General features: G+C 61.2%; 13 protein-coding genes. 6 read left to right on the plus strand and 7 right to left on the minus strand.

Annotated features, from left to right (window positions below; translation table 11 throughout):
- Positions 1 to 23: 23 nt before the first annotated feature.
- The 3 genes from ACR3FF_RS11570 to ACR3FF_RS11580 form a co-directional block, all read right to left on the minus strand.
- On the minus strand, positions 24 to 698 hold the full coding sequence (locus ACR3FF_RS11570; RefSeq protein ID WP_458188176.1) for a right-handed parallel beta-helix repeat-containing protein: 675 nt from the start codon (positions 696 to 698) through the stop codon (positions 24 to 26).
- A gap of 224 nt (positions 699 to 922) precedes the next feature.
- Positions 923 to 1,165 carry a hypothetical protein gene (locus ACR3FF_RS11575; protein ID WP_458188178.1) on the minus strand — a complete coding sequence of 81 codons (243 nt, stop codon included), beginning with the start codon at positions 1,163 to 1,165 and terminating at the stop codon, positions 923 to 925.
- Between the two features lie 251 nt (positions 1,166 to 1,416).
- Positions 1,417 to 1,707 carry a GYD domain-containing protein gene (locus ACR3FF_RS11580; protein ID WP_458188179.1) on the minus strand — a complete coding sequence of 97 codons (291 nt, stop codon included), beginning with the start codon at positions 1,705 to 1,707 and terminating at the stop codon, positions 1,417 to 1,419.
- 360 nt (positions 1,708 to 2,067) lie between these two features.
- Between ACR3FF_RS11580 and ACR3FF_RS11585 the strand changes: the two genes are divergently transcribed.
- On the plus strand, positions 2,068 to 2,619 hold the full coding sequence (locus ACR3FF_RS11585; RefSeq protein WP_458188180.1) for an iron transporter: 552 nt from the start codon (positions 2,068 to 2,070) through the stop codon (positions 2,617 to 2,619).
- A gap of 277 nt (positions 2,620 to 2,896) precedes the next feature.
- Here the strand turns inward: ACR3FF_RS11585 and ACR3FF_RS11590 are convergent, their stop codons facing one another.
- Positions 2,897 to 3,124 (minus strand): hypothetical protein, encoded by a 228-nt coding sequence (locus tag ACR3FF_RS11590; RefSeq protein ID WP_458188181.1) that lies wholly within the window; start codon positions 3,122 to 3,124, stop codon positions 2,897 to 2,899.
- A 330-nt stretch (positions 3,125 to 3,454) separates the two neighbouring features.
- Between ACR3FF_RS11590 and ACR3FF_RS11595 the strand changes: the two genes are divergently transcribed.
- Together ACR3FF_RS11595 and ACR3FF_RS11600 are read left to right on the plus strand one after the other, a co-directional pair.
- Complete coding sequence (locus ACR3FF_RS11595) at positions 3,455 to 4,441, plus strand: hypothetical protein (protein ID WP_458188182.1); 987 nt, start codon at positions 3,455 to 3,457, stop codon at positions 4,439 to 4,441.
- Between the two features lie 57 nt (positions 4,442 to 4,498).
- Positions 4,499 to 4,762 carry a hypothetical protein gene (locus ACR3FF_RS11600; protein ID WP_458188183.1) on the plus strand — a complete coding sequence of 88 codons (264 nt, stop codon included), beginning with the start codon at positions 4,499 to 4,501 and terminating at the stop codon, positions 4,760 to 4,762.
- A gap of 339 nt (positions 4,763 to 5,101) precedes the next feature.
- Here the strand turns inward: ACR3FF_RS11600 and ACR3FF_RS11605 are convergent, their stop codons facing one another.
- A complete protein-coding gene (locus ACR3FF_RS11605) occupies positions 5,102 to 5,998 on the minus strand; it encodes a helix-turn-helix transcriptional regulator (RefSeq protein WP_458188185.1) in 897 nt (298 codons plus the stop codon).
- A 73-nt stretch (positions 5,999 to 6,071) separates the two neighbouring features.
- Positions 6,072 to 7,025 carry a DMT family transporter gene (locus ACR3FF_RS11610; RefSeq protein ID WP_458188186.1) on the minus strand — a complete coding sequence of 318 codons (954 nt, stop codon included), beginning with the start codon at positions 7,023 to 7,025 and terminating at the stop codon, positions 6,072 to 6,074.
- Positions 7,026 to 7,253: 228 nt separating this feature from the next.
- Here ACR3FF_RS11610 and ACR3FF_RS11615 point away from each other — a divergent pair, with 228 nt between their 5' ends.
- From ACR3FF_RS11615 to ACR3FF_RS11625, 3 genes are all read left to right on the plus strand, one after another.
- The gene (locus ACR3FF_RS11615) at positions 7,254 to 8,420 is read left to right on the plus strand and encodes a class I SAM-dependent methyltransferase (protein ID WP_458188187.1); all 1,167 of its coding nucleotides are present in this window, start codon (positions 7,254 to 7,256) and stop codon (positions 8,418 to 8,420) included.
- Entirely contained in the window at positions 8,417 to 9,655 is a 1,239-nt protein-coding gene (locus ACR3FF_RS11620) for an MFS transporter (protein ID WP_458188188.1), read from the plus strand. The genes ACR3FF_RS11615 and ACR3FF_RS11620 overlap by 4 nt, the downstream gene beginning before the upstream one ends.
- 213 nt (positions 9,656 to 9,868) lie before the next feature.
- On the plus strand, positions 9,869 to 10,639 hold the full coding sequence (locus ACR3FF_RS11625; RefSeq protein ID WP_458188189.1) for a hypothetical protein: 771 nt from the start codon (positions 9,869 to 9,871) through the stop codon (positions 10,637 to 10,639).
- Positions 10,640 to 10,786: 147 nt separating this feature from the next.
- Here the strand turns inward: ACR3FF_RS11625 and ACR3FF_RS11630 are convergent, their stop codons facing one another.
- Positions 10,787 to 10,909 carry a hypothetical protein gene (locus ACR3FF_RS11630; RefSeq protein WP_458188190.1) on the minus strand — a complete coding sequence of 41 codons (123 nt, stop codon included), beginning with the start codon at positions 10,907 to 10,909 and terminating at the stop codon, positions 10,787 to 10,789.
- Between the last annotated feature and the right edge of the window lie 386 nt (positions 10,910 to 11,295).

The raw sequence follows: 11,295 nt of genomic DNA on the forward strand, positions 1-11,295 counted from the left end.
TTCGTCGATATCGTCCGTCCTCGTTACGAGAGCGTCGCCTTTACGGATCGTTCTCCACCGAAGCGTTGGTTGGGTGTGGTACCGTTCGTCCTCGGCTGGTCGCCACCCCAGCTAACGTTGCCGGCGACGTTGCGTTCGAAGTGCGCCGACGAGAGCGTGACGTGATGGCTCGATTTATCGACGACGAGACCGAACAGGTTGCGCGTCAGTCGCACGTCCGCAACGGTTACGCTGGTGCTATTCGATACCGTGATTCCCTCCGCGTTCTCCCACGCATCGACGTGTTGCATCGTGATATCGGAGCCGTTTGCGACGTGGACACCTCGATTCCACCTCGTCGTTTTGACCGAACGGACAGTGACGTCGGTCACTCCTTGCGGGTGCGAGACTAAAATCGCGGTGGAGTCCGTCGCACCGGTGCCACGAAGCGTGTGTCCACGCCCCTGAAGCGTGACGTGACTTTCGTTGATCCGAATGCAACTGTCCGCCAGTTTTCCACCCTGAATGTCCTGGGTTAGTTTGTACGTCCCCGACTGTGAAATCTCAGTACAGTGTGTGATAGGCTGGGGCTCTGCCCGCGTCTGTCCATCGGTGAACGGGAGGTTGACCGGGTTGCTGAATGCTGCGAGGAGCACCACGAGTCCCAGGAGGATAGCCACCCCGCTTTTGAGGTATCGGCGGCGACCAGGGAACACCATCTGCGGAGGTGCGAAAGAACAGTATATAAGTCCCATGGCCGACGAACGATTTCTCCCCCCTCATTCCGAGTGAACGTCGCCTTCGGGCCGGAGAAGACCCCTGGTTCCGGCTGACGGACGCCGGCGTGTCGTGACCCGCCGTTTTTTTGCTCGAACGGCCGTCCGATGTGCTGATAACGTCCGGCCTACAGACGGACCAGCAGCGTTGGAGACGGACGCGGGTTTCACGACGAGTGATTCCGCTCTGCCCGTCGTTCTGGCGGTCGCGTCACAGAATCGAAATACGAGAGTGACTCGAGAGAGACGTGGACGGCGAGTGCCTGTTCGGTGTTCTGTGCTTCCGGTGAAAGATCGCTCATCTCCACGTGAGTAGAAAGCACGAGCAGCGTCCCTGTGAAGACCACCAAGAGCGTGATGAAGAGGACGAGCAACGCCTTGAGTGCTTCGAGAACATCGTTCTGCGACATCGTATCTGTCTGGACAAAGACTCTGGTGAACCCCTATCAATCTTCAGGCTCTGTGAATGGTCGCGCAGAAAACGGACGCGTTACACGACGAACGTAATCGAATACTTTCAGCTCTCCGGGGCCGCGCTCCCTTCTGGTCTCTGTCTCCCGAGTCGCCGCTCGCTGACCGGCGTGCCGCGGGTTGGTACTGCTTGGTGGCGTGTCGGTTTCGAGCGTCGAAAATCGGTCGGTGAGTGCGACTCGAACAGACGTTACTTGAAGTCCTCGACGAGGTCCCCCAACCGCTCGACCGGAATCGCTCGCATCGCTCGCGTGTCCAACCCGTGCCGTTGAATCGCCATGGCGATCTGAGCGACGGCGTCCTCGTCGTCGGCCTCGAACGTAATCTGGAAATCGTAGTTGCCGACGAGGATGTAACTGTCGAGTAACGTTCCACCGAAGGCTTCGATGTCGTCGCTGATTTCCCCCCAGATAACGCCCAGTTCCTGCGGATTCTGAAATTGCTGCTCGTTCACGTCCGCTAAGAGCGTATACGTCGTCATCGAACGGAGTTCGCCACAGGTCCGTATAGGAATTTCTTAAACTTGGGAAATAGCTCTCCGTGAGTTGAAGCGACCGTCGTCGATGAGACGAGCCCAAACGGTATCGAAACTTCCAGTTCTCTCCGGTGCTACCGGACGGCGGTCGTTGCTTCACAACCGGGTGACGGCGGAGTCGTGGGCGAGTCCTAACGGCCTGACCGACCGTTATCGAACGTGTTCGTCCCGTTGTGGCGAAAAGTAGTGAACGCCCTGAAGGGCCTGAACGCACTCGGTCCTCACACCGGGACGTCGCCCACTCGACCCCGAGACCGCACTGGGTTTTATGCACGTCAGCCCCGACGAGTGCTCCGGGGGAGAAACGTGAGTCGAAATAACGAGCTACGACCCAGTGACGAGGTCGACGAGAGTCAACTCGAACTCGCACGCCAGGCGGGTGACGCGTACCGACAGGCGGCCGAGTACATGATAACGGAGGTGGCCGAGACGGGAGCGAAAACCGAAGTCGCGGACTACGTCGTGGGCTTCGCCTTGGAGGAAGCCGAGGGGATGTATCGGATGAAAGACGGTCGGTTCGAGTGGAAAGACCCCGGAGAGAGTGAGAACTGCCACCTCGAAGTTCTGGTCGCCAGTTCCGAAGACGGTCGATTCCTCCCCGGCGTATCCGTCCGGGCGACGCTGGAGGATTCCGAGGGGAACACCGTCGGCCCGGAGCGAATCCCGTTCGTGTGGCATCCGGGCCTCTATCACTACGGTCGAAATTTCGCACTTCCGAATGATGGTGTGTACACGATTACTGTCTCGGTCGAACCGCCGGAGTTTCCGCGACACGACGAAACGAACGGCGACCGATTCACCGGCCCGGTCGAGGTGACGTTCGAGGACGTCCACGTCGAGACGGGGACGAGCAGTTGATTTCTCGGACGGTGCCCCGCCGAAACGTCTCGGTTTTTCGTGTCGACCTGTCGCGCATCTAGTCGGCCAAACGACAGTTCCTGCGTTGGCGTCGAGGGAAGTTCGGTCGAACGACGGAGTCGAAAGGCGGCGGTCTCTACCGGTTACAGACCGACGAACCGTTACTGACCCTCCGTCAGTCGAACCGTCAGCCATCAGGGACTGGCTTTTCGACGTACGTCTCTCGGCGATTCGGCAGCATCTTTTCTGGTGTCAGTCACCGACAGTGCGTGCACGGTCAGGGGAGACGGAGTTCGTCCGAAACTTCGTACAGATACCCCTTGTTCAAAAGTTCGTCTATGGTGGTCGCTGCGAGTTCCGGTTCGAAGTCACGTCGGCGCAGTTGTGCCATCGCTTCGTCACGTGACGGATTGTCGTCTGACGTGGTGATGATGGGTGTGAGATAGTCGAGTGCCTCTTCTGCCGAGGGACTCAGCGGGGTGCGTGGATTACTGTCCTCTTCCATTGCTGTGATGGGGAGTGAGATTTGGTCTCGTTCGAGTGAACTTCGTGGAAGTTCTAAGTTCAATCTGGTTTTGTCGTCGTCTCCTAATAGTCTTTGCTCTGTGTTTCGCCCTCAGATGACCACCTCTCGGTGGCTGGTCCGGACTTCGTGTTGCCACGTCGGGCGGATATTATACTTTACGAAAATTATATATTATAAATAATATACTCGGTTGTCACGCGAAGAGATATCGTGTAGAGAGCGGACGGCACAATCGAGACGGGTTCACGCACTGCCGTGAAAGCCACCGACTGTCATGCTCGACACGCAGCCATCCACCGACATCGAATCATGCTCCCCACCGACACCACACAGATCAAGCAGTTCGAGTCGCACACGAACGGCGTCACGGTCGAGAAGACACTCAGCATCAGCGACGATGCTATCGGTGTCGTCACCATCGCCATCGACTCGACGCACGACGACCCGGTCACAGTGCGAGTCACCGACCGCCTCCCCACTGGGTTCGACAGTGACCGCATCGGTTTTCGTCCGGAAGATACCGACCACTGGACGGTCTCCGACGAAGCCGTGGTCTTCGAGTCTTCCGTTCCGATGACGGGAGACGTCGAAACGCTGTACGGTATCAACGAGATCGATAAACCCGAACTTCGGCGATTCGTCGACAATCCCGCGGTCACTGTCGAGTTCGACGAGGAGGACGTCGAAGACACGGTCTTGAGTGACGATCCGGTGGACGCCCCCGACGGTTCAACGGCAACCGAGCCACCGAGCGATTCGACCACATCGGAGGAGTCTTTTCTGGACGAGACAGTCCTGGACACCCTTCTGGCTGACGAGCCAGTCGAGACGTCGGACGATTCTACGGTCCGACCGACGACAGACGACCGACCCTTCGAAACGCCGTCCGCGGGAGATGGGTCGGACGAGACGATACTGACGTCGTCGACGACGGAGACGCAGGTCGATTCCGAGTCAGGAGTCAGCGAGACTACGCCGGCCACCGAAATGCCACTCGGTCCGGAGGCTGTACTGTCGAGCTCGCCCGTCGACGGCGAATCACACGACGTGGTCGGTGCTCTCGTAACCGCGCTCGAACAGGGGTCGCTGACGGACCACGAACGGACCGTTCTCGACGAGCACTCCGGTCAGGACGACGCTACGAGCGAGGAACCGCCGAACGGGAGCGTTGTCGCACGGCTCCGGCACGTCGAGACGACCGTGAACGAACTCGAAGCCTACACGGCCGCCCTCGAATCGTTCCTCGACGAGACCGGGGACGCAAACGAGATGTTGAACAAACTTGAGGAGACGTGAGAGACCATCCACGGAGTGCAGACCGACCTCTCGTCGATCGAAACTCGTCTGGCTTCGATGACGGACTGTCTCGACGGATTCGAGACGACTGCCGACACGGTCGACCACCTGAACGAGCAGATGAACGAGGTGGATGCGACCGTGGCGACGCCTCGAGACCACCACGAAGCCATGGGCGACAGGATATCCGATATCGAATCGGAGATGGGATCGATTCAGACGGCCGTCTCGGCGAACGAGTCCTTCCGAGCATCGGTGGAGACGGCCATCAAGGAGAACGAGGCTGACGACACCCTCACAGACGCCGATTCGACGAGTTAGACGACATCGTTGCCCTTTAGCCTTCCACGATAGCGTCGAAATGCGATTTCAGCGAAGCGACGGTCTCGTCGGTGTTCGCAGAGGGAGTCGGCATCTTCGTCACCGGTGGTGGCGTCCGCGCATTTACACCCCCATAGTGTTGCCCTCCCATCGTCGGACCGTTCGATAACGGAACACTCTGCGAGACCTCTCACGATCGAGCGAGAACGCGCCTCTCGGAGAATCTTCGCCCTCGGACGTACAGCAGGTTCGAATCACTGGCCGGTCTCGGTAGGAGTCTCTTCGGTGGTCGAAATCGAGAGACGTCCATCGAATCGGTTCCACACACTGGCGACCGAATCAGCTCACGGAGTCGGGTGTGCGTGGGAGTTCGATGAGGTCGGAGTTGTTCCGGTAGGTTTCGAAGACCCGGTCGGCCCAGGCGTAGGCGATGGCGGAATCTGTGTCGACGAACACGCGCATCGCACCCGTCTCCTCGTCGAACCCGGCGATACCGACCCGGTCGTCGAACACCGCTAGTCCGTAAGGGAGCGTCTCACGGGTTCGGAGTTCCAGGTGGCCGGTGTCGATGGCCGACTGGAGGCGCTCCGGATATGTCTCGACCAGATTGTCCACGACGTCCTGAAGGTAGATGAGTTCGGTCTCGATTCCGTCGAAGAGGTGGTCGTAGACGTCCGCGAGCGCCGGGGGAACCATGTGGGTCGTGTTGAACCCTCGGAAGGTAGAACTCTCCCGTAGCAGCGCCACGAATCTGGCGACCGGTCGGTGGGGATCTTCGGGCGTCGCCGTGGTCACCGTCGCGTCGGCGAACGGGGGGATGACGAACTCCTGGTGGTACTCACAGATGGCGTCGAGGAGCGGCGCAATCGCGGTGGCCGTCCGCAGGTTCCGCTCGAAGCGCAGTACCTCGTCGGCGTACGACACCCCTTTCCCCGTCAGCCGGAACCGGTTGTCGACCCGGTCGGCGAGTTCATTGTCTTGCAGCCAGCGAGTGAACCGGTGGCTCGTCGCACGTGACACCCCGAGGCGCTCTTGAATCTCGTCCCGATACAACGGCTCTTCGACGAGCACCTCCAGTAGCTCGCGGTGTTGAATCACGTCGAGGAGTTCGTCGGTGCTCAGCCGCTCGGGTGGCACGTCTGCGCTGCGCTGCTTGCCGATAAGCTCCATCGTCGTCTCGAGAATCTCGTCGAGTACGGTGTTCGACATTGCTGCCTCCTGGTGACTAGTGCTCATCGTCGACACGACGACTAGTAGGTGTACAAGACGCGTCCCAGCGGCTTAACCCTATCTCGGCGGTGGGAGCGTCCTATCGCATTCCGTGACTCCCGACACCGTTCAACAGGACGAATCCGACCGCTATCGAAACGAAGCCTGCGGCGATGCCGACGGTCGGCGGTTCGTGGAGGAACACCCAGCCGAGGAGAATCGCCACGACGGGGCTCACGTAGGACGTGAAACTGGTTCGGGTCGGCCCGACCGTCCGGATGAGAACGAGAACGGCGACGTACCCGATTCCCCCGACCAACACCGAGAGGTACACGAGAACTCCCAGGAGGGCTGGAGTCCAGACGACGGTCCCCACCGGTTCACCGAGCGCCACGCTCGTCGCGTGCAGGATGAATCCGCCGAGCAACGCCCCCCAGGCGGCCTGGACCGTCAGCGGGGCCGTCGTCTGGAGACGGCCGAGCAGGACACCACCGAGACTCCCGCACGCGGCCGCACAGAGCACCATCGCGGTCCCCGGTCCGGTTCCGAGCTCGAAACCGGTGGAGGCCGGCTGAACGACGACGACGGCACCGAGGAGTCCGAAGGCGATTCCCGTCATCTGTCGGTGGGTGAGCCGCTCGTTCGGGAGCAGTACGCGGGCGATGAGGGCCGTCAAGACGGGCCCGAGGCACATCACGACAGCCGCCGTGGACGCGGTCGTGTACTGTTGACCGACGAACAGGAACCCGATCGCGCCCGCGAATACCAGCACGCCGAGGACTGTGACCGCAGTCCAGTCGACCCGCGTCTGCGGCCGTCGCGGTCGTCCCGTCGCCACTGCAACCGACAGGAGGACGACGGCTGTGAGGTAAAACCGGAGCGCCGCGAGGAACAGCGGCGGAACTGACGCGACCCCGACGCGAATCGCGACGTACCCACCGCCCATGACGAGGACTATCAGGACGAACAGCGCCGTGGTTCCGGTCCGTGTCCCGAGTTCCGACCGCGGCAGGTCCCGTAGCGTACGGCGTGCCAATCCTTCCTTCGTTCTCATGGACGGTCAGTAGGACCGTACTCTGCGTATAATTACCTGCAAATATTAATAGCAATAAACGAGACGAATCCCGACCCACGGCAGTTGTTTCGAGCGACGAGCGGTCGTTCACGTGGGGACAGAGCGGTCTCTCGGTGATGTTCCCGTCTCACCGGATGAGACTCCTCTCGGGCACATGTATCAATGTCTCTAGATGACTATATCGAGGTACAGAACCTTCTTCCTCTCATGGCAACCGACGCTACCCAGACGGAACAGGACGTGTTCATCGAGCGCCTTCTCGACGCCATTGCCGGAACGATGGACGTATACAGCATCTATCTCGGCGACACGTTCGGGCTCTACCGGGCGCTCGCCGAAGGTGGCCCGCAGACGACCGACGAACTCGCGGCAACGACGGACACCCATGAACGCTACGTTCGGGAGTGGTGTGAACAGCAGACGGTCACGGGCATCCTCGTGGTCGACGACCCGTCAGCATCGTCCGAACGGCGACTGTACTCGCTCCCAGAGCCACACGTCGAGGTGCTCACCGATGAGGAGAGCCTGAACTTCCTCGCGCCGCTGGCCCAGCTCGTCGCCGGTTCGGCTGCACCCATCGGGCAGGTAGCAGAGGCCTTCCAGACCGGCGGCGGCGTCCCGTACGCTGACTACGGGCACGATACCCACGAAGGAGTGGCGCGGACGAACCGCCCCTCGTTCCTCCACCTGCTCGGTCAGGAGTGGCTTCCAGCGATTCCCGACGTGGACGCCAGCCTCAGACGCGTCGGCGCGCGCGTCGCTGACGTCGGCTGCGGCCACGGCTACTCCACCATCGGGATGGCCCGGGCGTATCCGACCATCACCGTCGACGGCTTCGACCTCGACGCTGCGTCGGTCGCGGCCGCGCGCGACCACGTCGAAGCGGCCGGCCTCGAAGATCGCGTGACCATTCACCACGGCGACGCGGCCGGCCTCGAAGATCGCGTGACCATTCACCACGGCGACGCGGCCGACCTCGCCGTCGAAGACGTCGGTGAGTACGACCTCGTGACCGCTTTCGAGTGCGTCCACGACATGTCCGACCCCGTGGGGGCCCTCCGAACGATGCGACGGCTGGCCGGTGACGACGGGACCGTCTTCGTCGTCGACGAACGGGCTGGCGACTCCCTCGCCGAACCGAGTGAAATCGAGCGTCTCCTCTACGGGTTCAGCGTCCTGCACTGCCTGCCCGTGGGGATGGCGGACCAGCCATCCGCGGCGACCGGAACGGTGATGCGGGCCGACACGCTCCGGGAGTACGCGACCGAAGCGGGGTTCGAGGCGGTCGAGATCTTGCCCATTCAGAACTTCTTCTGGCGGTTCTACCGACTGTCCTCCGGCGACAGTCCGACGTCCGGAGGTGAATCTCCGTGAACCGAATCTCGACCCGTGGTGCCGCCCTCTGGCGTAACCGGACCGTGCAAGTCGTGCTTGCGAGTACACTGCTCGCACCGCTCGGCGTTCCGCTGATTGCCCCCACGCTCCCGGTCGTCAGGGACGCGTTCGGAGTGACCGATGCGCAGGCGAGCCTGCTCGTGAGCGCGTACTTCCTCGTCGGTATCGTCGTCTCGCCCTTCCTGGGCTTGCTCGCCGACCGAATCGGGCGCAAGCGGGTGCTTGTTCCGGCGCTGGTCGTGTTCAGCGTACTCGGACTGGCTGGTTTCTTCGCCCCGAACTACCCGGTGTTGCTCGCGCTTCGGGCGGTACAGGGCACCGCCGCGGCGGCGCTGTTCGTGACGACGGTCACCATCATCGGCGATACGTTCGAGGGCGTCCAGCGTAACGCCGTCCTCGGACTGAATGTCGCCGTCCTCTCGGTCGGAGCGGCGGTGTTTCCCGTCGTCGGTGGGGCGCTCGCCGCAATCGCGTGGAACGTTCCGTTTCTCGCGTACGCGCTCGGGTTCCCGGTGGCGCTGCTCGCACTGCTGGCTCTCGACGAGCCGACGAGTCCTCACGACCGCCAGGACGGGAGAGCCAACGCTACAGATGGAGGGACCCGCAACTATCTCCGCGGTGCGTCGGCGACGCTCACGCTCGGGATGGGCGCGCTGCTCGGAACTGCGTTTCTCACGGAGTTCCTCCTGTTCGGGACCCTCGTGGCGGCCCTGCCGTTCCTGCTGACCGCAGTGTACGGATTGACCCCGCTGTACATCGGGGTGATTCTGATGCTGGCAGAGGCCGGGTCGGTCGTCGCCGCGAGCGCGAACGGACGGCTCGCCCGGACGTTCACGAACGACCAACTGATCGCCCTCGGGTTCGTCTGCTACGCGATTTCGCTGGCCGGCGTCTACGTCGCTCCGTCACCCGCATTCGTGGCGCTCGCAGTGGTGGTGTTCGGATTCGGGCTCGGATTCAGCATGCCCGCCGTCGACGCGGCGGTGAGCGAGCGGGTGACTCGGGACTACCGCGCCGGACTGCTGGGCTTGCGCAACAGCACGACGTTCCTCGGTCGTGCGACCGGTCCAATCGTGTTCGTCACCGCGGCCGCCGTCGTGGGCTACCGCTCACTGTTCGCCATCGCCGCTGTCTGCGTGTTGACGATTGCGGTCGTTGCCGTGCTGACGACGCGAACCACCGCAACCGCCCACGAACTGGAATCGAGCGTCTGACTCCCCCGACGGATTCGCTTCCCGAAGCGGTTGGCGTGCGAAACTCCGGCCACACTTCTTGCGGTGAATTCTCGGCGGCTGAGAATCACCCTGGAATGCTACAGTATGCCACAACGTACGTCGGGTATGGCATCGATCGCCCAATCCGCCAGAAACGCACTGCAACTGCCCTTCGTACGGAGACTTTCACCGCTCGGGAAGACCCTGGTGGCCATGGGCACGTACGTCGTGTGGACGGCGATGACGTGGCTGTTGGAGGGTCGCATTCGAACGTTTCTCCGACCCAATGCCGTGACCGACCGTCTAGTGTACACGGGTGTCGCGAACGTCCTCGTCGGCACCGTTCTCGCCCTCCTAGTCGTCAGGGAATTCGTCGCATCCGATTTCACCTCTCGGTCTGCGCTTGGATTTCGCTCGGTTCCCCGTACCCTGATAGCGGTTCTCGTCGCGGGCATTCTCGGTTACACACTCTACGTCGTCCAACAGCCTCCAACGACCGACCCCGTCGTGGTTACGAACGTCTTCGCGCAGGTGCTCCCGGTTTCTATCGCTGAAGTCGTCGTGTGCTGGGTCGTCGTCGGAGGAAGTGTTGCTGCGCTGTTGGGCCATCGCGGACTGAATCGATACATCGCACGCGGGAGTGCCCTGGTGATTTCGAGCATCCTTTTCGGTGTCTACCACTTTGCTCACAGTCCTCCCTTCAACACCGTCGAAATGGTCGGCCTCCTCACGATAGTGGGCGTGGGTACAGGCCTGTTTTTCTTTGTCGGTCGTTCGTTCTACGGTGCGCTCGTCTTCCACAACTTCATGGCGCTGTTCGGCATCGTCTCGTCGCTCGCGGACGCGGGCCAGCTCGAAACGTACCAGCAACCGCTCGCTCCCCTCCTGGCGACTGCCCTCGTCGCTTTGATTGTCCTCGTCGGTATGGAACGCCTGTTCGTCCATCGCTCGACCTATGTCGGAACGGGTGAGTCCATTGGATGATTTCCGCCCAGGCTGCTCTCACGACCTTCCGTTCGACTTTCAGAACTCCTCCAGCGTCAGTATGAAAACCGGTCTATCCACGCCTTCTTTCGCTCGTACGTCGTCATATACAGCGAATCAAACCGACCCCGACGACCTTCCGAAGAATCACTCTTCAGGCGTCACGTCGTCCGCGTCCAGCCCGTCACCGATGAGACCAGCGATTCTGAGACCACCGAGTCGTGGCTCCACGAACTGGTACACTCTTGCACCGAGGAATATGAAAGTCACCAATGACTGTAGTGACATGGATGTGGTGTATGATGAATTAAATGAAGGTTCGCAGCACGCTCGTTCAGGAGAGTGATGGTAGTTCCACTGACGAACGGATTGATACCCCCTAAATCGTCCAGATACTCGGTGGCTCAGTCAGTTGCGATGCCACAAACGCCGATGTACAAATCGGCCATATCCCGGGAATTGGACGTACAATGGGGGGTGTAGACTGACGTTTTCGAAATCAAAAATGGACCGCTTACGTGAAGTAGGGATGGCCTGCATTCGTATTCGGTTAAGAGGCTAAATCGCAAGCCGACGGCTACCTGAACTCGTAGAGCGAAGGGGAGGTTGTATGAGACTCTCCCCGGATGCAATTACATCGCTGCTGACTTCGCTCT

Source organism: Haladaptatus ordinarius (genome assembly GCF_054177595.1).

Excerpts from the sequence above, each read along its gene's own strand:
- ACR3FF_RS11570 (WP_458188176.1), bottom strand. The coding sequence starts at position 698 with ATGGTGTTCCCTGGTCGCCGCCGATACCTCAAAAGCGGGGTGGCTATC.
- ACR3FF_RS11575 (WP_458188178.1), bottom strand. The coding sequence starts at position 1,165 with ATGTCGCAGAACGATGTTCTCGAAGCACTCAAGGCGTTGCTCGTCCTC.
- ACR3FF_RS11580 (WP_458188179.1), bottom strand. The coding sequence starts at position 1,707 with ATGACGACGTATACGCTCTTAGCGGACGTGAACGAGCAGCAATTTCAG.
- ACR3FF_RS11590 (WP_458188181.1), bottom strand. The coding sequence starts at position 3,124 with ATGGAAGAGGACAGTAATCCACGCACCCCGCTGAGTCCCTCGGCAGAA.
- ACR3FF_RS11595 (WP_458188182.1), top strand. The coding sequence starts at position 3,455 with ATGCTCCCCACCGACACCACACAGATCAAGCAGTTCGAGTCGCACACG.
- ACR3FF_RS11600 (WP_458188183.1), top strand. The coding sequence starts at position 4,499 with ATGACGGACTGTCTCGACGGATTCGAGACGACTGCCGACACGGTCGAC.
- ACR3FF_RS11605 (WP_458188185.1), bottom strand. The coding sequence starts at position 5,998 with ATGAGCACTAGTCACCAGGAGGCAGCAATGTCGAACACCGTACTCGAC.
- ACR3FF_RS11610 (WP_458188186.1), bottom strand. The coding sequence starts at position 7,025 with ATGAGAACGAAGGAAGGATTGGCACGCCGTACGCTACGGGACCTGCCG.
- ACR3FF_RS11615 (WP_458188187.1), top strand. The coding sequence starts at position 7,254 with ATGGCAACCGACGCTACCCAGACGGAACAGGACGTGTTCATCGAGCGC.
- ACR3FF_RS11625 (WP_458188189.1), top strand. The coding sequence starts at position 9,869 with ATGGGCACGTACGTCGTGTGGACGGCGATGACGTGGCTGTTGGAGGGT.